This window comes from Streptomyces fungicidicus, from assembly GCF_003665435.1.
Taxonomy (GTDB): Bacteria; Actinomycetota; Actinomycetes; order Streptomycetales; family Streptomycetaceae; genus Streptomyces; species Streptomyces fungicidicus.
In genome coordinates, this window is the sequence record NZ_CP023407.1 from 1,875,968 (window position 1) to 1,896,918 (window position 20,951).

A 20,951-nucleotide genomic window follows, 5' to 3' on the forward strand; every position below is an offset into this window, starting at 1 on the left:
GGCTCCGGGCTAGCGCGAGGAGACAGCGGCGAGCTCGCCCGCCAGCCGGCGCACCGCGGCCCCGGGCGTCTGCCGCCCGCTCATCGCGTCGTGCACCACCGCCTGCACCACCAGGCTCACCTGGTCGTAGTGCGGGCTCTTGGGGCGCGGAGCGGCGGCGAGCACGCTCTCGCGCAGGGTCGGCAGATAGGGGAAGCGCCGGACCAGTCCGGGGTCGTCGTACAGCGCGGCCCTCACCGGTGGCAGGGCGCCGCGCGTGAGCACCTGGCGCTGCACGCGCTCGCTGGTGAGGTACGCGATCAGGCGCGCGGCGGAGTCCGGGTGCCGGGCGTGGCTGCCGACGGCCAGGTTGGAGCCGCCGAGGACGCTCGTCCCCGGGCCGTCCGGCCCCGGCAGCGGCACGGCGCCCACCTTGCCGGCCACCTTCGAGCCGGGGGCGGAGGCGGCGACGTAGGCGTAGGGCCAGTTGCGCAGGAAGAGCAGCCTGCCGTTCTGGAACGCCTGCTTGGACTCCTCCTCCTTGTACGTCAGCGCCTGTCGCGGTATCCAGCCCTCGCGCACCCCGCGGGCGAGGAAGCCGATGCCCTCCGCGGCGGCCCGTGAGTTCACGGTGACGCGTTCGCCCTCGTCGCCGAGGATGGTGCCGCCCGCCGAGTAGACGGCCTCGGCCGCGTTGACGGTGAGGCCCTCGTAGGGCAGGAACTGGCCCGCGTAGCCGTCGAGACCGTGCTCGGGGGCGAGGGTCTCGGCGGCCCGTTCCAGCTCGGCCCAGGTGCGCGGCGGCGCCACCCCCGCCTCGGCGAGGACGTCCTTGCGGTACAGCAGCAGCCCGGCGTTGGTGACGTACGGGACGGCGTACAGGCGTCCGTCGTAGGTCGCCGTGTCGACGACCCGCGGGAGGAAGCTGTCGAGCGGGAAACGCTCGCGCGGCAGCGGGCGGATCCAGCCGGCCGCGGCGAACTCCGAGGTCCAGCTGACGTCGATGTTGAGCACGTCGAAGCGGCCGCGCTCCCCGCCGCGCAGATCGGTGATCATCTGCGCGCGGGTCTCGTCGGCGGAGTCCGGCAGCTCGACGAGGGTGACCTTCTCGCCTGGATGGGTACGGTTCCAGCCGTCGAGCACGGAGCCGAGATAGCCGGTGAGGTCGCCGGCGGTGGCCAGGGTGAGCGGCCCGCGGCCGCCCCCGCCGCCCTCGTCGGCCCGCGCCCCGGAGGCGACGTAACCGGTCAGGACGACGACGAGGGCGAGAAGGCCCCTACCCGCGGCATGGATCCACCGCATAGGTTCCCTCCAGCGCACCGGCACCCGGGCACCATCGTCCGGGGGTCAGAGGCCATGTATACCGGTTAGGTATGCGCGATACTAGGGTCTGCGGCACATTGCGCAGAGGCGAGGAGGAGAGCACGAGTGCGGCTGCACCTCCTCGCGCTGCTCGCCCGCGGCCCGGCACACGGCTACGAGCTCAAACAGGACCTTGAGCAACTGCTGGGCTCCGCGTACCCTCAGCCGAACGTCGGCCAGATCTACGTCACCCTCGGCCGCCTCGAGAAGTCGGGGCTGATCGAGGGCGAGGACGTCGAGCAGTCGAGCCGGCCCAACAAGAAGGTCTACCACCTCACCGACGCCGGGCGGGAGGCGCTGCGCGCCTGGTACGAGGAGACGGCCGACGAGCCGCGGGTGCGGGACGAGTTCTTCATGAAACTGGCCCTCGCCCCGCGGACCGGACTCGCCGACCAGATCGCGCTGATCAACCGACAGCGGCGTCAGTACCTGAACACCATGCGGCAGTTGTCGAAACTGGCCGCCGCCGAGGACCGCGACAACCGCATCTCCCATCTGCTGATCGAGGGCGCGATGCTGCATCTGCAGGCCGACCTGGACTGGCTGGAGCGGTGCCAGGAGGAGCTGGAGGAGCTGGAGTGAGCGAGAGCACCACTCCCGTGCTGCGCGCCGAAGGCCTGGTCAAGACGCACCACGGCGAGGGCGCCCCGGCGCACGCCGTGCGCGGGGTCGACCTGCGGGTGGCGCGCGGCGAGTTCGTGGCGATCACCGGCCCGTCCGGAGCGGGCAAGTCGACCCTGCTGCATCTGCTCGGCGGGCTGCAGCGGCCCGACGCGGGCAGCGTCTGGCTGGACGGCGAGCGCACCGACGGCTACGGCGAGGCCCGCTGGGCGGTGGAGCGCCGCAAGCGGATCGGGATCGTCTTCCAGTTCTTCAACCTCGTCTCCGACCTGTCGGTCGCCGACAACGTGGAGCTGCCCGCGCTGCTCGCCGGGGTGCCGCCGAAGAAGGCGCGCGCCGGGCGGAAGGAGCTGCTCGCCGAGCTCGGTCTCGAAGGCAAGGGGCGCAGCATGCCGGGCGAGCTGTCCGGCGGCGAGCAGCAACGGGTCGCGCTGGCCCGGGCCCTGGTCAACCATCCGCCGCTGCTGCTGGCCGACGAGCCGGCGGGCAGCCTGGACAGCAGGGGCACCCGCGAGGTGATGCGGCTGCTGTCCCGCTTCCATCAGCGCGGGCAGACGATCCTGCTGGTCACCCACGACGCCCGGCTGGCGAGCGCCGCGGACCGGGTGATCAGCTTCTTCGACGGCCGGATCGCCGACGACGCCGCACTCGACGCCGGCCCCCCGCCGCGCCGGGCCGGGGCGTCCGGGGTGCTGGAGCTCAAGGACTGACATGCGCTTCCACGACCGCCCCCCGCGGAAGGGCTGAGGCCGGTGCGGGCGACCCTGCGCTGGGCGCACTCCGATCTGCGCACGCACCGCGGCGAGGCGCTGTTCCTCGTCCTCGCCACCGCGGGCATCGTCGCGTCCCTGCTACTGGCCACGGCCCTGTTCGGGTACGCCACCAATCCGTGGCAGCGCGTCTTCACCCAGGTGCGCGGGGCGCACGTCACGCTGCACACCACCGCCTCCGCCGACGCGGGGAGGCTGGCGGGGCTGGACGGCGTGGAGTCCGTCGCCGGCCCCTATCCCACGGCCGCGGTCACCCTCGCCTCACAGGGCGGCCGTGCCTCCGTCGAGCTGCGCGGCGTCCCCGGGAAGCCGGAGGTGGGCCGCCCGCTGATCACCTCCGGGCGCTGGCTGGACCCGGCCACCCCGGACGGGGTGGTCCTGGAGAGCCGGCTCGCCCGCGCCCTGCTGACGGCCCCCGGCGACACGCTCACCGTGCCCGGCACGGCACGCAGGCTCACCGTGGTGGGCGTCGCCGACAGCGCCGAACCGCGTTACCGGCCGGGTGAGCGGTCCGGCCTGGTGTGGGCGCTGCCGTCGGCCGTGCCGGACCCGGCCGGCCAGGTGGTCGGGCTGCGGCTGACCGACCCGGGCGACACCGGGTACGCCGTGCAGCGCGCGGTGACCGAACTGGGCGCCGGGGCGATCGGCGAGGTGGCCACCTGGCAGCAGGCGCGTGCCGAGGCGCAGGGCGACAACCGGCTGCTGGGGCAGGTGCTGGGGCTGTTCGGGCTGGGCGCGCTGCTCGCCGCCGGGTTCGCCGTGCACGGGGCGATCGGCACCCGCATCCGGGGGCATCTGCGGGACATCTCGGTCCTCAAGGCGATCGGCTTCACACCCGGCCAGGTCGTACGCGTCTTCCTGATCCAGCACCTCCTCTACGCCCTGCTCGGCGCCCTGGCCGCGGCCGTGCTCACCGAGGCGCTGGGCGGGGCTGTGCCCGGGCGGCTGGGGGACGCGGTCGACGTGTGGCAGGGGCTGCCGGGGCACACCGTGGCGCTGTTCACGGTGCCGGTGGGGGCGGTGCTGTTCATCGGGGCGACCACCGGGCTGGCCGCCTGGCGGGCCGGACGGGTGCCGCCGGTGCCGGTGCCGCGTCCGGCGACGGCCCCGGCCGGCCGGCTGACCGGGGTGGCGCGGCGGGCGCTGGGGGCACGGGTGCCGCCGGCGCTGGTCCTGGGCTGGCACAAGGCGTTCACCCGCCGGCCGCGTTCCCTGGGCGCGGTCGGCAGACTGGCGCTGCCGCTGCTGCTGATCGTCGTGGCGCTGAGCGCCTGGACCACCATCGACCGGTTCCACGGCAGCCCCGAGCGGATGGGACTGCCCACGGCCCTCAGTGTCCGCGCGGACTCCTCACTGGGCGACGGGGGCGCCCTCGCGCTGCTGGAACGCGATCCGCAGGTCGCCGCCGCCTATCCGGGCGTGGAGGTGGCCGCGCTGGTCCCGGGACAGACCGCCACGATCGCGCTGCGCGGGCTGGGCACCCACCGGGAGCCCTACCCGTTCACGCTGGCCGAGGGGCGCGCCGCGCACGGGCCGGACGAGGCGGTGGCCGGGCAGGGTCTGCTCGACCTGCTGCACGTCCGGGTCGGCGACTGGGTGCGGATGACCGTCGGCGACCAGCCGCAGATCCTGCACATCGTCGGCCGCAGCATCGAACCGGAGAACGCCGGCCGGGTCATCTCCACGTCTCTCGACACCCTCCGCGCCAACGACCCGGAGCTGCGGCCGGCCCACTACCAGCTCCGTCTGGAGCCGGGCGCGGAACCGGCCGCGGTCGCCGAGCGGCTGGCCGCGGCGGGGCGGGGCCACCTGGACGTGCACACCGTCACCAACCCGGCCGACGGGCTGTCCCCGCTGCGCGCGGTCGTCCTGGGGCTGATCGTGGTGCTCGCGCTGATCGGTCTGATCGAACTGCTGACGCTGATCGGCGGCACGGTGCGGGAGGGCGAGCGCGACCTGCTGGCGCTCAAGGCCATCGGCCTCTCCCCCCGGCAGATCACCGCCGTGACGGTCACCGCGACCGCCGGTACGGCGCTGGCGGCCGTGCTCCTCGCCACGGCGCTGGGCCTGCCGCTGGCGCACTGGCTGATCGACGCCCAGGGAAGGTCGAGCGGCGTCGGCGCCGGAATCGCCCAGGGGCCCTCCCCCGTGCTCCTGCTGCTGCTCGGCACGGCCGCCGTGCTGGGGGCGGCGGCCCTCGCCGCCCTGCCGGCCGCGCGGGCGGCCCGCCGCCGTCTCGCGGACACGCTGAGCGCGGTGGCCTGAGCCCTCGCGCCCCGCCGGTCAGCCGCCGTGCGGGCCGTGCGGGTACCGCGGCGGGTGGTACGGCGGCTGCGGGGGCGCGTAGGGGTGCCCGCCCGGCCCCGGCACGTACGGGTTCCCGCCGGCACCCGGCGCGTACGGGTTGCCGCCCGGTCCCGGCGCGTACGGGTTGCCGCCGGGCGCGGGGGGCCGCGGGTGGCCGTAGGGGTTGCCCTGCGGCGGTACGTGCGGCAGTCCCGTGGGGGGCGCCGGCGGGACGGGGCCGGGGACCGGGGGGAGGCTCGACGGGTGGGTGCCCAGCCGGATGCCGTAGCGCCGCTTCAGCCGGCCCGTCTCCGCCAGGGCGATCGCGGTGACGGTCACCGGGGCGCCCAGGATGAAGACGATGCCCATGGTGAGGCTGAGCCCGTGCAGATCCCCGGTGACGAGGTCGGGGATCGCCATCAGCCAGCTGGTCACCGTGGCGAGCAGGGCCGGCAGACAGCGGTGCACGGCGGCCGTGCCGAAGAAGTTCCCCGAGACCCGCACGGCTCCGTTGGCCACGAAGACGAGCATCCACATCATCGTCAGGCCGACGCCGAGGATCACCAGGGGGTTGCCCGAGCCGTTCGTCGTCTGCACCAGCAGCACCAGCGCGACCACGCAGCCGATGAACAGCAGGAGCAGCTTGAGGGAGTTCAGCAGCGGTGTGCGCAGCTGGCTCACGGTGCCGGTGCGCCGCCAGACGAAGAGCATCACGCCGACCGTCAGCGGCGTGAGGAACAGCAGCACCGCCGAGGCGGTCAGCGCGTTCTCCAGCAGCTCCGTGACGTCGAAGCCGCCCTCCAGGACGGTGTAGACACCGATCGAGGCGACCGCCCCGGCGATGACCCGGAAGCGCTTGAGCCGTTCGATGGACGGGTCGAGCGACGGCGGGATCCACGCGGGGTGGAACACCGCCGTCGAGACGTGATGCGGCTTCAGGAAGCTCCGGGCTCTCAGCGAGCCGCCGGTCCAACTTCCGCGTGCAGATGCCACCTTGTGCTCCCCCGAGCGCTCGCCGTGATGATCGCCGGGGATTCTACGGGAAGCGGACGGCGCCCCGCCGCCCGCTTTCCCGCGCCGTGCTCAGCGCCGTCCGCGCAGCTCCCGGTAGGCGGCCACCAGGGCCTTGGTGGAGGCGTCCAGGCCCGGCACGTCCGCGCCCTCGGTGAGGGCGGGCTCGACGCGCTTGGCGAGGACCTTGCCGAGTTCGACGCCCCACTGGTCGAAGGAGTCGATGTTCCAGACCGCGCCCTGCACGAACACCTTGTGCTCGTACAGCGCAACGAGCTGCCCGAGCACGGACGGGGTGAGCTCGCGCGCGAGGATCGTGGTGGTGGGGTGGTCGCCCTTGAACGTCTTGTGCGGGACCAGTTCCTCCGGCACGCCTTCGCCGCGCACCTCGTCCGGGGTCTTGCCGAAGGCGAGCGCCTGCGTCTGGGCGAAGAAGTTGGCCATCAACAGGTCGTGCTGGGCCTTGAGTTCGTCGCTCAGCCCGTCGACGGGCTCGGCGAAGCCGATGAAGTCGGCGGGGATCAGCTTCGTGCCCTGGTGGATCAACTGGTAGTAGGCGTGCTGCCCGTTGGTGCCGGGCGTGCCCCACACCACCGGGCCGGTCTGCCACTCCACCTCGCGTCCGTCCCGGCCGACGTACTTGCCGTTGGACTCCATGTCGAGCTGCTGGAGGTAGGCGGTGAACTTCGACAGGTAGTGCGAGTACGGCAGTACCGCGTGGGACTGCGCGTCGTGGAAGTTGTTGTACCAGATGCCCAGCAGGCCCATCAGGAGCGGGGCGTTGGCCTCGGCGGGCGCGGTGCGGAAGTGCTCGTCGACGATCCGGAACCCGTCGAGCATCTCCCGGAAGCGGTCCGGGCCGATGGCGATCATCAGCGACAGGCCGATCGCCGAGTCGAAGGAGTAGCGTCCGCCGACCCAGTCCCAGAACGCGAACATGTTCGCCGTGTCGATGCCGAAGTCCGCGACCTTCTCCGCGTTGGTCGACAGCGCGACGAAGTGCGCGGCCACCGCCTTCTCGTCACCCAGCGCCGCGAGCAGCCAGCTCCGCGCGGAGGTGGCGTTGGTGACCGTCTCGATGGTGGTGAACGTCTTCGACGCGACGATGAACAGCGTCTCCGCCGGGTCCAGGTCCCGGACCGCCTCGTGCAGATCGGCGCCGTCCACGTTGGAGACGAAGCGGACGGTGAGGTCCCGGTCGGTGAAGGCGCGCAGCGCCTCGTACGCCATCGCCGGGCCGAGGTCGGAGCCGCCGATGCCGATGTTGACGACATTGCGGATGCGCCTGCCGGTGTGGCCCGTCCACTCGCCGGAACGGACCTGCTGCGCGAAGCCGGCCATCCTGTCGAGCACGGCGTGCACGCCGGGGACGACGTTCTCACCGTCCACCTCGATCACCGCGTCACGCGGGGCCCGGAGCGCGGTGTGCAGCACGGCCCGGTCCTCGGTGGTGTTGATCCTCTCGCCGCGGAACATGGCGTCCCGCAACCCGGACACGTCGGTGGCGACGGCCAGCTCGCGCAGCAGCCGCAGGGTGTCGTCGGTGACGAGGTGCTTGGAGTAGTCGACGTACAGGTCACCGACCCGGAGGGTGTACCCGGTGCCGCGGCCGGGGTCGGCGGCGAACAGCTCGCGCAGCCGCACCTCGCCCAGCTCCTCACGGTGCTTGGCCAGTGCGGTCCACTCGGGCGTCCGGTTGAGCCTGGTACGACCGTCTGCGTTCATCTCGGACTTCAGCCTTCTTCCTTGGGTGTCCCCGCTGTCCCCAACCTAATTGATCAGCGGTGAACACGACGGAAGAAGAAGACTGAAGGAATCCGAAGCGGATCGGTCTAGATCTCGCCCCGCAGTTTGGCGAGCGCCTCGGCGAGGATCGCCTCGCCGTCGGCGTCGCTGCGCCGCTCCCGCACATAGGCGAGGTGCGTCTTGTAGGGCTCGGTGCGCGGCGGGTCCGGGGGGTTGTCGCGGTCCTGTCCGGCCGGGAATCCGCAGCGGGGGCAGTCCCAGGTATCGGGCACCTGCGCGTCGCTCGCGAAGCTCGGCTGTGTCTCGTGCCCGTTGGAGCACCAGAAGGAGATGCGCAGCCGGGGCGCGGACTCGCCGCGCTCCGCCTCACCCATCGGCCCCGCCCCGACCCGGCTTCCCCGGATCGCGTTGCCACTTGCCACGGTCGTAACTCCCTGCGTGATGGTGCCGCAAAGCGAGTCGGCGTTCCGCTTCGCTGCGAGCGCCTCAGTCTACGTAAGGCCCAACGCACGTCCAGTGTGGGGAGTTACCGCCCCCGCGTACAGACGTGGGCCCCATGATAGGCCGCGCTCTGCTGCGCGTACCGAACATGGGGCCTTACGTGCGGAATGCTTGGGGAACGGGGTGCGGAAAGCGCCCTCGGATCAGTTGTTGATCTTCATGGTGATGCCGAGCACGACAATGCACGCGAACCAGAGCAGACCGACCACGAGGGTGATCCGGTCGAGGTTGCGCTCGGCGACCGAGGAGCCGCCGACGGAGGACTGCATGCCGCCACCGAACATGTCGGAGAGGCCGCCGCCCTTTCCCTTGTGCATCAGCACCAGCAGCATCAGCAGCAGGCTGAAGACGATCAGGGCGATGGAGAACCCCAGAACCACGGCTGGACCAACTTCCTCGGATGCGGATGGACGACGCGGGGCCCGGTACAGAACCGGACCCCGCAAGGGTACGACGAATCGCCGTTACCGCATACTCACTGGTCGCGGAAACGAATGATCTTGACGAACTCGTCGGCGTCCAGCGAGGCGCCGCCGACCAGGGCGCCGTCGATGTCGGCCTGCGCCATGATCTCGGCGACGTTGCCGGACTTGACCGAGCCGCCGTACTGGATGCGGACCTTGTCGGCCAGCTCCTGGCCGTACAGCCCGGCGAGCTTGCCGCGGATGGCGGCGCAGACCTCCTGGGCGTCCTCGGCGCCGCAGACCTTGCCGGTGCCGATGGCCCACACCGGCTCGTAGGCGATCACGATCGTCTCGGCCTGCTCGGCCGGGAGGTCCTTCAGACCGCCCTCGACCTGGGCGAGGGTGTGGGCGACGTGGTTGCCCGCCTCGCGGACCTCCAGCTCCTCGCCGACGCACAGGATGGGGGTGATGCCGTGCTTGTAGGCGGCCTTCACCTTGGCGTTCACGATCTCGTCGGTCTCGGCGTGGTACTGCCGCCGCTCCGAGTGGCCGACCGCGACGAAGGTGCACTTCAGCTTGGCCAGCATGGGACCGGAGATCTCGCCGGTGTAGGCGCCGCCGTCGTGCGCGGAGATGTCCTGGGCGCCGTAGGTGATCCGCAGCTTGTCGCCGTCGACCAGGGTCTGGACGGAGCGCAGGTCGGTGAAGGGCGGCAGGACGGCGACCTCGACGGCCTCGTAGTCCTTGTCGGCCAGGGCGAAGGCGAGCTTCTGGACGTGGGCGATGGCCTCGAGGTGGTTGAGGTTCATCTTCCAGTTGCCCGCCATCAGCGGCGTGCGGGTGGTCATCGGGGTCAGTCCTCCAGTGCGGCGAGGCCGGGGAGCGTCTTGCCCTCGAGGTATTCGAGGGAGGCGCCGCCGCCGGTCGAGATGTGGCCGAATGCGTTCTCGTCGAAGCCCAGCGTACGGACCGCGGCGGCGCTGTCGCCGCCGCCCACGACCGTGAAGCCCGGGGAGTCGACGAGGGCCTGGGCGACCGCCCGGGTGCCCTCGGCGTAGTCGGGGTGCTCGAAGACGCCCATCGGGCCGTTCCAGAAGACGGTGGCGGCGTCGGCGAGCTTCGAGGCGTACAGCTTGCGGGTCTCCGGACCGATGTCCAGACCCATCTGGCCGGCCGGCATGGCGTCCGCGGCGACGGTGGCGGGATCGGCCGGCGCCTTGGTCTTCATGTCGGGGAACTCCGCGGCGACCAGCGTGTCGACCGGCACCACCAGCTCTACGCCGTTCTTCTCGGCGCGCTCCAGGTACTCCCGGACCGCCGCGAGCTGGTCCTCCTGCAGCAGCGAGGTGCCGATCTCGTGGCCCTGGGCCTTGAGGAAGGTGTACGCCATGCCGCCGCCGATGAGGATGCGGTCGGCCTTGCCGAGCAGTTCGTCGATGACGGCGAGCTTGTCGGAGACCTTGGCGCCGCCGAGGGCGACGACGTAGGGGCGCCGGACGTCGTCGGTGAGCTTCCTCAGCACGCCGACCTCGGTGGCGATGAGGTACCCGGCGTAGTGCGGCAGCCGCGCGGGGAGGTCGAAGACCGAGGCGTGCTTGCGGTGCACCGCGCCGAAGCCGTCGCCGACGTAGATGTCGGCGAGGGCGGCGAGGCGGTCGGCGAAGGCGCCGCGCTCGGCGTCGTCCTTGCTGGTCTCACCGGCGTTGAAGCGGAGGTTCTCGATGACCGCGACCTGTCCGTCGGTCAGTCCGGCGACGGTGGCGGTGGCCGACTCGCCGACGGTGTCCGTCGCGAACGCGACGTCGGCGCCGAGGAGTTCACCGAGGCGCGCGGCGGCCGGGGCGAGCGAGAAGGCGGGGTCCGGGGCGCCCTTGGGGCGGCCCAGGTGCGAGGCGACGACCACGCGGGCGCCCGCGCCGGCGAGGGCCTCGACGGTGGGCAGCACGGCGCGGATGCGGCCGTCGTCGGTGATGGTGGTGCCGTCCAGCGGCACGTTCAGGTCGGCGCGGACGAAGACCCGCTTGCCCGCGACGCCTTCGGAGAGGAGTTCGTCGATCGTCTTCATAGGGGCTCCCTGCTACGGCTCGTGTTCACTCGTGATCGCTCGTGATCGAAAGAGGGCGGCTGTTCCGATACGTGCGTCAGGGCTCGGACAGCGCGTTGCCGCACCGGCCGAGCCCTGCACTCATATCAGGCTGCCCGCTCCGTGATCAGAGCTGGTTGCCCACGAAGACCGTCAGGTCGACAAGGCGGTTGCTGTAGCCCCACTCGTTGTCGTACCAGCCGATGACCTTCACGCTCTTGCCCTCCTGGACCATCGTCAGGGAGGAGTCGAAGGTGCAGGACGCCGGGGCGTTGACGATGTCCGAGGAGACGATCGCGTCCTCGGTGTACTCGAGGTAGCCCTTCAGCTCGCCCTCGGCGGCCTTCTGGAAGGCGGCGTTGACCTCTTCCTTGGTGACCTCGCGGGAGAGCTCGACCACCAGGTCGGTGACGGAGCCGGTGGGGACCGGGACGCGCATGGCCATGCCGTCCAGCTTGCCCTTGAGCTGCGGCAGCACCAGAGCGGTGGCCTTGGCGGCACCGGTGGTGGTCGGGATGATGTTCTCGGCGGCGGCACGGGCGCGGCGCAGGTCCTTGTGCGGGAAGTCAAGGATGCGCTGGTCGTTCGTGTACGCGTGCACCGTGGTCATCAGACCCTTGACGATGCCGAAGTTCTCGTCGAGGACCTTCGCCATCGGCGCCACACAGTTGGTGGTGCAGGAGGCGTTGGAGATGACGTGGTGGTTCGCCGGGTCGTACTGGTCCTGGTTGACGCCCATGACGAGGGTGATGTCCTCGTTCTTCGCGGGCGCGGAGATGACGACCTTCTTGGCGCCGCCGGCGATGTGCTTCTCGGCGTCTTCCTTCTTGGTGAAGATGCCGGTCGACTCGATGACGATGTCGACGCCCAGCTCGCCCCACGGGATGTCGGCGGGGTCGCGCTCGGAGAGCACCTTGATCGTCTTGCCGTCGACGGTGATCGTGTCGGCGGTGTGGGTGACCTCCTGCTTGAGGCGGCCCAGGATGGTGTCGTACTTCAGCAGGTGCGCAGTGGTCGCCGTGTCACCCAGGTCGTTGACGGCCACGATCTCGATGTCGGCGCCCTGCTCCAGCAGAGCGCGGAAGTAGTTGCGACCGATGCGGCCAAACCCGTTGATGCCTACGCGGATCGTCACGAACCGATCTCCTCGTTGGTACGCCGGCTCTAGTCGCCGGCGAGCTGTATTTGGGATGTCCCCGACCAATGTCGACCCTACCTCTCCGGGGCCCCGGCCGTGACATCGAGTTGGCCCATACCCGGCAGGGCGGCCCGTACCCGTCAGTAGGGTGCGGACCGCCCGGACCGGTGGTCGGCGGTCACTCCATTTCGCTACGGGTCGTCAGTCCGTGTTGACGTGCGGTGTCACCCGTCCAGGGCCGCCAGCGCCTTCCTCAGCAGCGCGGACCGGTCGGCCGCGGAGGGCAGGTGCTCCAGGCCGAAGCCCAGCAGCACGGTGTCGCCGGTGGTGACCGACCCATGGGTGCGGAAGAGCTCCCCGGTGCGCGTCCAGTCCTTCAGGACGGCCGGGCTGCCCGCAGGGGGCCCGGACACCTTCCAGGCGCCCAGCGAGTTCTCGAAGCCCTCGGTGTCCGCCGCGGTGCCGCCGGTCACCAGCGAGGCCTCGTCGGCGAGGACGCCGTGGCCGCCGCTGCCCGGGTCGGTGACGTAGGCGAGGGAGACCTCGACCGACTTGCCCGCGTAGGCGCTCAGGTCGAACTCCACCTGCCGCCAGCCGCCGGAGGAGCCGGTGAGGCTGTTCCAGGAGCCGGTGGTCCCGGTCGCCGCGCAGCCGTCGTCGCCGAGGGTCAGGTAGTGCTCCAGCCAGGGGTGCTCGCCGACGTAGAAGCCGGCCGCGCACTCGCTGGGCACGGTGGCGCGGGTGGCGCCGCCGGCCTCGGGCAGGGTCGTCCAGTCGCCGGCGCCGGTGGTGTGCGCCTCGACGAGGGCGTGGTCGTAGCCCTGTTCGGTGTCCCACAGCAGCCGGGTGCGCAGCGTGGGCCGGTCGGCCGCGGTGGTGCCGGTGAGGTCGATGGTGCGGGTGAGGCGCTTGTAGCCGTCGTCGGTGTGCACGGCGGCCGCCATGTACGAGCCTGCGTAGGGCCCGTACGGGTTGACCGTGCCCGGGTACTGTCCGGCGCCGGCGCTCGCGAACAGCGGGTACGCGCCGGCGGGCAGCTCGTCGGAGGTCACGCCGTAGGTGCCGGCCGCGTCCAGCGGGTTGCCGGGCGTGTCGCCGAGCGGGCCGGTGAAGCCGCCCAGTCCGCCGGAGCCGGTGAACGCGGTGGCCCCCGCGGTCGAGGTGCGCGAGTAGGCGCCCAGGTAGTACTGGCTGAAGTCGTCGGACAGGTTGCCGCCGCCGAGGTCGACGCTGCCGCCCGCCTGCTCGCCGGCCTCGATCAGCCGGCCGCCCTCGTTGAGGAAGGCCCGCAGCTGGAGCTGGGTGGCGACGCCCGGGACGGCGGCGCCGGTGTGGTGGACCACCGTGCCGAAGTGGCTCAGCACGCCGAGCGCGTCGGGCGCGCCCCGTTCCGCGACGTCCCAGACCGCCGCGCCGCGGCCGTCGGCCTTGAGCGCGTCGACGTACTTCTGGGTGTGCGCGGCCTTCGCGCCCTCCTCGGCGACGACCAGGACGTCCGCGCGGGGCCGCTCGGCGACGGTGTACGTGAAGTGCTCGCTGGAGACCTTCCCGCCCTTGCGCGCCTTGCCGGTGAACCACACCTCGACCTTGTCGCCGGGCGCTCCGTGGCGCACCTCGGCCCGGTACTCGTCGAAGTGCAGGTTGTCCTCGCCGCCGTACCGCTCCCCGCCCTTCCAGGGCCTGAGGTCCACGTCGTGCGTACGGCCGCCGTCGACCCGGTACTTGAGCTCCTTGTCGCGCACGGCACGGCGGGCGACGACGGAGACCTCCTGGGCGGCGCCGCGCGCGTACGAGGTGCCGAAGGACGCCGGGGTGAAGTCCGGGGCGTCCAGGCCGACGGCCGAGGACGGCCGGTCGGGGTGGGCGGCGGTCTCGGCGACGGAGAGCGCGAACGGGACGTTCTTGGCGAACTCCTGCTGGATCAGCTTCTCGTCGTCGGGGAAGGTGAAGCCCGACCGGCAGTCACGGGCGTTCCACTCGTCGTCCGGGTCGGCGTCGGAGGCGGTCTGGCAGGTCGACATCTCGGGCGTGAACATCCCCGTGCCGTTGACGTTGGCCGCGTGCCCGTCGGCCTCGCCGTTGGTGGTGTACAGCTCGGAGGAGAGCTGCGGGTGGTAGCCCGGGATCGCCGAGTCACCGGGCGTGCCGGCGAGGGCCCGGTACAGGACGTCGTCGGGGGTCGGCGTGGCCACCTGCCAGCCGACCCCGTAGAGGAGGAGTTCGGCGGCGGAGTGGTAGTTGATGCCGTAGGTGAAGCCGATGCGCTTCTGGAAGGCGTCGACGGCCTTGGTCTCGGGCTCGGAACCGGGGCCCGCGCCGCGGTAGGTCTGGCTGGTGGGGCTCGGGGACGAGCCCTCGTCGTCGTAGCCCCACTTGTAGGGGAAGTTGCGGTTGAGGTCGACGCCGTCGCCGGTGCTGATGGCGCCGTCGCCGTTGACGTCCCGCAGGTTCTTGCGCCACAGGCGGTTGGCGGGGTCGGCGAAGGTGTAGTCGTAGCCGTCGGGGTTGGCGGAGAGGACGAACCACAGTTCGGTGGTGTCCACGATCTTCTTGATCCGCTTGTCCGTCCGGTACGCGTCCAGGTAGTGGTGCATCAGCCGCCGGGTCATCTCCGGGGTGATCCACTCGCGCGCGTGCTGGTTGGACATGTAGAGGACGGACGGCCTGGAGCCGTCCTTGGTCCTCCCCGCCTGCTTGGTGAGCTTCAGGGCGAGGATGTCCTGCCCCCTGACGGTCTTTCCGATGGAGACGACCTTGGTGAGGCCCGGGTTCTCCCGCGCGGTGCGCAGGATCTCCTCCTGGAGGCCGCCCTTTCCGCTGTACGGGCGGAAGACGCCCTGGGCGGCGTTCTCGACCCGGGCGGCCGCCCGCGCGGAGAGCGTGTGCTCGGTGAGGTCGACGCCCTGCTTCTCCAGCTTCTCGGCCTGCCCGTCGGTGAGGTAGACCTCGACGGTGGCCGTGCCCTTGTCGGGCACCCGCTCACCGAGTTCGTGGCCGTCCTGCCCCGCCGCCAGCAGCAGGGACACCTGCGACTTGGTGACCTCGGCCCGGAAGACCTTGACCTCGCCGGAGTCGGAGGCCGCCGGGTCCGCGGGTCGCGCCAGGGCAGTGGGTGCGATGCCCGCTCCGCCGATCAGGAGCGTGCCGACAGCGAGGATCGATCTCGCTCTGTGTCTCATGAGCCCCCCTGAGAGTGGTCCGCCGCAGTGGCGAACAGATGCCAGGCTCATGACGCAACATGATCGAGTCAAGGGCGCCGCCACGCCACGTGAAAAACCGGCGCCGATCACCCGAACGGGCGCCGACGCCGGTCTCCTGACGGGCCATCAGACCATCAGCTTGTCGTCCAGCTCCTCGCCGATGTTGGCCTCCGTGCCCGGGAGGCCGAGGTCGGAGGCGCGCTTGTCCGCCATCGCCAGCAGCCGGCGGATCCGGCCGGCCACGGCGTCCTTGGTGAGCGGCGGGTCGGCGAGCGCGCCCAGCTCCTCCAGCGAGGCCTGCTTGTGCTCCATGCGCAGCCGTCCGGCCGCGGCGAGGTGCTCGGGGACGTCGTCGGCGAGGATCTCCAGGGCGCGCTGGACCCGGGCGCCGGCCGCCACGGCCGCGCGGGCGGAGCGGCGCAGGTTGGCGTCGTCGAAGTTGGCCAGCCGGTTCGCCGTGGCGCGCACCTCGCGGCGCATCCGGCGCTCCTCCCAGGCCAGCACCGACTCGTGCGCGCCGAGCCGGGTGAGCAGCGCGCCGATCGCGTCGCCGTCCCGGACCACGACCCGGTCCACGCCGCGCACCTCGCGCGCCTTGGCCGCGATCGACAGCCGGCGCGCGGCGCCGACCAGGGCGAGCGCGGCCTCGGGGCCGGGGCAGGTCACCTCCAGCGAGGAGGAGCGGCCCGGCTCGGTGAGGGAGCCATGGGCCAGGAAGGCGCCGCGCCAGGCCGCCTCGGCGTCGCAGGTGGCCCCCGAGACCACCTGCGGGGGCAGGCCGCGGATCGGCCGGCCCCGGCCGTCCACCAGGCCGGTCTGCCGGGCCAGCTGGTCGCCGCCCGCGACCACCCGTACGACGTAACGCGAGCCGCGGCGCAGTCCGCCCGGCGCCATCACGATCAGCTCGGAGCTGTGGCCGAAGATCTCCAGGATGTCCCGCTTGAGGCGGCGGGCCGCCATCGCGGTGTCCAGCTCCGCCTCGATCACGATCCGGCCGCTCACCAGGTGAAGGCCGCCGGCGAACCGCAGCAGGGCGGAGACCTCCGCCTTTCTGCAGCAGGTCCGGGTGACGGGGAGCCGGCTGATCTCGTCCTTCACCGCTGCCGTCATCGCCATGGGCCGATCCTTCCATGCATCCGAAAAATACGGTCGTACGCGGCGGCCAACAGCTCCGGGTCGTGCCGGGGGCTTCCGTCGGGCCGGGCCACGGGGGCCAGCTCGACCGCGGCGCCGAACCGCTGGGCGGCCTCGGTCAGCGAGTCGCGGTCGGGCACGGCGGCCTCGTCGGCCAGCACCACGTCCAGGGCGAGTTTAGGGGCGTGTCGTCCCAAAACCTCCAAATGACGCTGCGGGGAGAAGCCCTCGGTTTCTCCTGGCTGCGGGGCGAGGTTAAGCGAGAGTACCCGGCGCGCCTTGGTCTCGATGAGGGCGTCCAGCAGTTCGGGCACGAGCAGGTGCGGAATGACCGAGGAGAACCAGGAGCCGGGGCCGAGCACCACCCAGTCGGCGTCGAGGACCGCCGCGACCGCCTCGGGGACGGCCGGCGGGTCGATCGGCACGAGGTGCACGGACTGCACCTCGCCCGGAGTGAGGGCGACGGTGGCCTGACCGCGGACGGTGCCGACCTCGTCGGGCCGCTCCGGGTCGTGGCCCCTGACCAGTGCCTCGAGCTCCAGCGGCACGGCGGACATCGGCAGCACGCGCCCGTGCGCGCCGAGCAGCCGGCCCACCAGGTCCAGCGCCTGGACGTGGTCGCCGAGCTGCTCCCACAGGGCGACGATCAGCAGATTGCCGACCGCGTGCTCGTGCAGATCGCCCTGGGACTGGAAGCGGTGCTGGATGACGCGGGCCCAGGTCTGGCCCCAGTCGTCGTCACCGCACAGCGCGGCCAGCGCCTTGCGCAGGTCGCCGGGGGGCAGCACCCCCAGCTCGTCGCGCAGCCGTCCGCTGGAGCCGCCGTCGTCGGCCACGGTGACGACGGCGGTGAGGTCGCCGGTGATCCGGCGCAGCGCGGCGAGCGAGGCGGACAGGCCCATGCCGCCACCGAGGGCGACGACCTTGGGCTGGGTGCCGCGGCGGCGCGGTCTGGCGCCGCGGGCCTCGGCCGGCCGGCCGGAGCGTCCCTCGGGGACGACTCTGCGCAGCCGGCTCAGCCGCGGAGTACGTCGTGTCATTCCCGTCCCATGTCCCGGTGGACCACCACCGTCTCCACGCCCTCGGCGGCGAGCCGGGCGGCGAGCTTCTCCGACATGGCGACCGAGCGGTGCTTTCCGCCGGTGCAGCCGACGGCGATGGTCACATAGCGCTTGCCCTCACGACGGTAGCCCGCCGCGATCAGCCGCAGCAGCTCGGCGTACCGGTCGAGGAACTCCTTGGCACCGGGCTGGTTGAAGACGTACGACGCCACCTCGTCGTTGAGGCCGGTGTACGGGCGCAGCTCGGGGACCCAGTGCGGGTTGGGCAGGAACCGCATGTCCACCACGAGGTCGGCGTCGACCGGGAGGCCGTACTTGAAGCCGAAGGACATGACGGTGGCCCGCAGCTCGGGCTCCTCGTCGCCGGCGAACTGGGCGTCCATCTTGGCGCGCAGCTCGTGCACGTTGAGGCTGGAGGTGTCGATCACCAGGTCGGCGTCGCCGCGCAGCTCGCGCAGCAGCTCCCGCTCGGCGGCGATGCCGTCGACGATGCGGCCGTCGCCCTGGAGGGGGTGCGGGCGGCGCACCGACTCGAAACGGCGGACCAGGGCCTCGTCGGAGGACTCCAGGAACACCGTCCGCCGGGTGACGCCCCGCTTGTCGAGGTCGGCGAGGGATTCGCGAAGATTGTCGAAGAAGCGCCGTCCCCGGACGTCGACGACGACGGCGATCCGCGCGACGTTGCCCTGGGAGCGCGCGCCGAGCTCCACCATGGTGGGGATCAGCGCGGGCGGCAGGTTGTCCACCACGAACCAGCCCAGGTCCTCCAGACACTTCGCGGCCGTCGAGCGGCCGGCCCCGGACATGCCGGAGATGATCACCAGCTCGGGGATGGCCGCCTCGGGCGCCCCGGCCTTCTCGTTGCCCGTCTTCACCTGTGCTCCGTCGTCCTGGCGGGCGGCGCCACCGGCCTCCTGCTGTGCCCGGTCCCGCTCCGCCGCGGGTCCTGTCTCGTGCTCGGTCATCGTTCCTGCCCCCGTCGTTCGTCCGGGGCGCCCGTGGAGACGGGCTCCCCGGGAGAACCCGTTGCCTGCCCGGGTTCTTCCGTGTCATCCATGATCTCGCCCGTCGCCGTGTTCACGGCGGGGGCGGCGGGTGCCGCCCGGGCCAGGGCGGCGACGATCGTCTCGGCCGTCTTGCGACCTATGCCCGGTACATCGCAGATCTGGTCGATTGTCGCCGATCGCAGCTTCTTCACCGAACCGAAGTGCTTGATCAGCGCCTGCTTGCGGGTCTCGCCGAGGCCGGGCACGTCGTCCAGGGGGCCGGACCGGAAGCGCTTGGCGCGCTTGGCGCGCTGGTAGGTGATCGCGAACCGGTGCGCCTCGTCCCGGACCCGCTGGAGGAGGTAGAGGCCCTCGCTGGTGCGGGGCAGCACCACCGGGTCGTCGTCGCCCGGCAGCCAGACCTCCTCCAGCCGCTTGGCGAGGCCGCAGACGGCGATGTCGTCGATGCCCAGCTCGTCCAGCGCCCGCTGGGCCGCCGCGACCTGCGGCGCGCCGCCGTCGACGACGACCAGCTGCGGCGGGTAGGCGAAGCGCCGGGGACGGCCGTCGTCCTCGGTGAGCGTGTCCCCCACCGACCCCCCGAACCCGGGCTCGGCCCCATCCCCTAGGGCACCCCCCGCCGACCCGGCGGAGCCGGCCCCGGACGCATCCGCGGGGGTGACCCCCGCCGACCCGCCGACGGCAGTCCCGGGCGACTCCGCGAGCGCGGTCCCCGACGACCCGCCGACGGCAGGCCCGGCCGCTTTCGCGTGGCTGCCTCCCGACGACCCGGCTCCGGCGGGCCCGGATGCGTCCGCGTGCGTGACCGCCGGCGACCCGGCGACGGCGGTCTCAGGTGATTGCGCGGCGGCAGGCTCGGGCGACTCCGCGAGGGCGGCCCGCGACGGATCCGCCGAGGCGGCCTCGGACGCATCCGCGAGCGCGGTCCCCGACGGCCCGGCGACGGCAGACCCGGGCGACTCCGCGGCGGCGGTCCCCGACGGTTCCGCCGAGGCGGGCCCGGGCGCTTCCGTGAGGGGGGCCGTCGGTGGTTCCGGGAGGGCAGGGGCGTCGGTGGGGGCCGTGCCGTCGGTCCACTCCCCCGTCCGCTCCTTCTCCGCCAGGTAGCGCCGGAAGCGGCGGGTGATGACCTCGTGCATGGAGCGGACGTCGTCCTGGCCCGCGAAGCCCTTGATCTGGAAGCGCCGGTACTCGCTCTTGCGGGCCAGTCCGTCCTCGAAGACGACCATGGAGGCCACCACGTCGTCGCCCTGGAGGTGCGAGATGTCGTAGCACTCGATCCGCAGCGGAGCGCTGTCCAGGTCCAGCGCGTCGGTGATCTCCTCCAGCGCGCGGGAGCGCGTGGTCAGGTCGGAGGCGCGCTTGGTCTTGTGCAGCACGAGCGCCTGCTGGGCGTTGCGCTCCACGGTCTCCATCAGGGACTTCTTGTCACCGCGCTGCGGGATCCGCAGGGAGACTCCGGAGCCGCGCCGCTCGGTGAGCCACTGCTGGACCGGCTCCACCGGGTCGGGCAGGGCGGGGACCAGGACCTCCCGGGGGACGGCGTCGCCGGTCTCCTCGCCGTAGAGCTGCTGCAGCGCGTGCTCGACCAGGGCGGCGGTGGTGATCTCCTCGACCTTGTCGGTGACCCAGCCGCGCTGGCCGCGCACCCGTCCGCCGCGCACGTGGAAGATCTGGACGGCCGCCTCCAGCTCGTCCTCGGCGACCGCGATCAGATCGGCGTCGGTCGCGTCGGCGAGCACGACCGCGTTCTTCTCCATGGCCTTCTTCAGGGCCCCGATGTCGTCGCGCAGGCGGGCGGCCCGCTCGTACTCCATCTCCTCGGCCGCCTCCGTCATCCGCCGCTCCAGCCGGCGGAGGTAGGTGCCCGTGCGGCCGGCCATGAAGTCGGAGAACTCCTCGGCCAGTTCACGGTGGTCCTCGGCGGAGATGCGGTCCACGCAGGGCGCCGAGCACTTGCCGATGTAGCCGAGCAGACAGGGGCGCCCGGTGCGCGCGGCGTTCTTGAAGACCCCGGCCGAGCAGGTGCGCACCGGGAAGACGCGCAGCAGCAGGTCCACGGTGTCGCGGATCGCCCACGCGTGCGCGTACGGGCCGAAGTACTTCACGCCCTTCTTCTTGTGACCGCGCATCACCTGCACGCGCGGGAACTCCTCGTTCATCGTCACCGCGAGGTACGGGTAGCTCTTGTCGTCGCGGTACTTGACGTTGAACCGGGGGTCGTACTCCTTGATCCAGGAGTACTCCAGCTGAAGTGCCTCGACCTCCGTGGACACCATCGTCCACTCCACGGACGCGGCCGTGGTGACCATGGAACGGGTGCGCGGGTGCAGCCCGGCCAGGTCCTGGAAGTAGTTCGCCAGGCGCTGGCGCAGGCTCTTCGCCTTCCCGACGTAGATCACCCGGCGGTGCTCGTCGCGGAACCGGTAGACCCCCGGCGAGTCGGGGATCTCACCCGGTTTGGGGCGGTAGCTGGAGGGGTCGGCCATGTCTCACACCCTACTGGCGGGGACCGACACCGCGACGGCCCCGTGGACGCCGGGGCCCGGCCCGGTCCGGTCCGGAGGGGTTACGGCGCACGGGAAGCGGGAAGGTGGGGGTTCCGTCCCTCGGGCGAGCGGCGGACGGTCATGAGGACGGTCACGAGC

The 20,951-nt window shown here is 72.1% G+C and carries 16 protein-coding genes; 3 read left to right on the forward strand and 13 right to left on the reverse strand.

Annotated elements, in window-relative coordinates; translation table 11 throughout:
- Positions 1-9 precede the first annotated feature (9 nt).
- Complete coding sequence (locus tag CNQ36_RS08510) at positions 10-1,281, reverse strand: ABC transporter substrate-binding protein (protein ID WP_040907489.1); 1,272 nt, start codon at positions 1,279-1,281, stop codon at positions 10-12.
- A gap of 126 nt (positions 1,282-1,407) precedes the next feature.
- Between CNQ36_RS08510 and CNQ36_RS08515 the strand changes: the two genes are divergently transcribed.
- Genes CNQ36_RS08515 through CNQ36_RS08525 form a run of 3 tightly spaced genes read left to right on the forward strand, consistent with a single transcriptional unit; the run spans position 1,408 to position 4,997 of the window.
- Complete coding sequence (locus tag CNQ36_RS08515) at positions 1,408-1,923, forward strand: PadR family transcriptional regulator (protein WP_004932738.1); 516 nt, start codon at positions 1,408-1,410, stop codon at positions 1,921-1,923.
- Positions 1,920-2,672, forward strand: coding sequence for an ABC transporter ATP-binding protein (locus CNQ36_RS08520; RefSeq protein ID WP_040907487.1), 753 nt, complete (start codon positions 1,920-1,922; stop codon positions 2,670-2,672). The genes CNQ36_RS08515 and CNQ36_RS08520 overlap by 4 nt, the downstream gene beginning before the upstream one ends.
- Before the next feature lie 42 nt (positions 2,673-2,714).
- Positions 2,715-4,997 carry an FtsX-like permease family protein gene (locus CNQ36_RS08525; RefSeq protein WP_121545537.1) on the forward strand — a complete coding sequence of 761 codons (2,283 nt, stop codon included), beginning with the start codon at positions 2,715-2,717 and terminating at the stop codon, positions 4,995-4,997.
- 18 nt (positions 4,998-5,015) lie between these two features.
- Here CNQ36_RS08525 and CNQ36_RS08530 read toward each other — a convergent pair whose 3' ends face one another.
- The 12 genes from CNQ36_RS08530 to uvrC form a co-directional block, all read right to left on the reverse strand.
- The gene (locus CNQ36_RS08530; protein ID WP_121545538.1) at positions 5,016-6,011 is read right to left on the reverse strand and encodes a hypothetical protein; all 996 of its coding nucleotides are present in this window, start codon (positions 6,009-6,011) and stop codon (positions 5,016-5,018) included.
- Between the two features lie 90 nt (positions 6,012-6,101).
- Positions 6,102-7,754, reverse strand: a complete 1,653-nt coding sequence (gene pgi, locus CNQ36_RS08535; protein WP_121545539.1) for a glucose-6-phosphate isomerase — start codon at positions 7,752-7,754, stop codon at positions 6,102-6,104.
- 107 nt (positions 7,755-7,861) lie between these two features.
- A complete protein-coding gene (locus tag CNQ36_RS08540; RefSeq protein ID WP_003957010.1) occupies positions 7,862-8,197 on the reverse strand; it encodes an RNA polymerase-binding protein RbpA in 336 nt (111 codons plus the stop codon).
- 222 nt (positions 8,198-8,419) lie between these two features.
- Positions 8,420-8,650 (reverse strand): preprotein translocase subunit SecG, encoded by a 231-nt coding sequence (secG, locus tag CNQ36_RS08545; RefSeq protein ID WP_040908799.1) that lies wholly within the window; start codon positions 8,648-8,650, stop codon positions 8,420-8,422.
- 101 nt (positions 8,651-8,751) lie between these two features.
- On the reverse strand, positions 8,752-9,528 hold the full coding sequence (gene tpiA / locus CNQ36_RS08550; protein ID WP_121545540.1) for a triose-phosphate isomerase: 777 nt from the start codon (positions 9,526-9,528) through the stop codon (positions 8,752-8,754).
- Positions 9,529-9,533: 5 nt separating this feature from the next.
- Positions 9,534-10,745, reverse strand: coding sequence for a phosphoglycerate kinase (locus CNQ36_RS08555; RefSeq protein ID WP_121545541.1), 1,212 nt, complete (start codon positions 10,743-10,745; stop codon positions 9,534-9,536).
- A gap of 145 nt (positions 10,746-10,890) precedes the next feature.
- Positions 10,891-11,898: a type I glyceraldehyde-3-phosphate dehydrogenase gene (gene gap, locus CNQ36_RS08560; RefSeq protein ID WP_004932692.1), complete on the reverse strand. Its 1,008-nt coding sequence runs from the start codon at positions 11,896-11,898 to the stop codon at positions 10,891-10,893.
- A 227-nt stretch (positions 11,899-12,125) separates the two neighbouring features.
- The gene (locus CNQ36_RS08565) at positions 12,126-15,080 is read right to left on the reverse strand and encodes a M14 family metallopeptidase (protein ID WP_121545542.1); all 2,955 of its coding nucleotides are present in this window, start codon (positions 15,078-15,080) and stop codon (positions 12,126-12,128) included.
- A 147-nt stretch (positions 15,081-15,227) separates the two neighbouring features.
- Positions 15,228-16,217 (reverse strand): DNA-binding protein WhiA, encoded by a 990-nt coding sequence (whiA, locus tag CNQ36_RS08570; RefSeq protein WP_004932685.1) that lies wholly within the window; start codon positions 16,215-16,217, stop codon positions 15,228-15,230.
- A complete protein-coding gene (locus tag CNQ36_RS08575; RefSeq protein WP_004932683.1) occupies positions 16,208-17,275 on the reverse strand; it encodes a gluconeogenesis factor YvcK family protein in 1,068 nt (355 codons plus the stop codon). The genes whiA and CNQ36_RS08575 overlap by 10 nt, the downstream gene beginning before the upstream one ends.
- Positions 17,272-18,261, reverse strand: coding sequence for an RNase adapter RapZ (gene rapZ / locus CNQ36_RS08580; protein WP_004932681.1), 990 nt, complete (start codon positions 18,259-18,261; stop codon positions 17,272-17,274). The genes CNQ36_RS08575 and rapZ overlap by 4 nt, the downstream gene beginning before the upstream one ends.
- On the reverse strand, positions 18,258-20,792 hold the full coding sequence (uvrC, locus tag CNQ36_RS08585) for an excinuclease ABC subunit UvrC (protein ID WP_121545543.1): 2,535 nt from the start codon (positions 20,790-20,792) through the stop codon (positions 18,258-18,260). Before uvrC ends, rapZ begins: the two co-directional genes overlap by 4 nt.
- Positions 20,793-20,951: the final 159 nt, after the last annotated feature.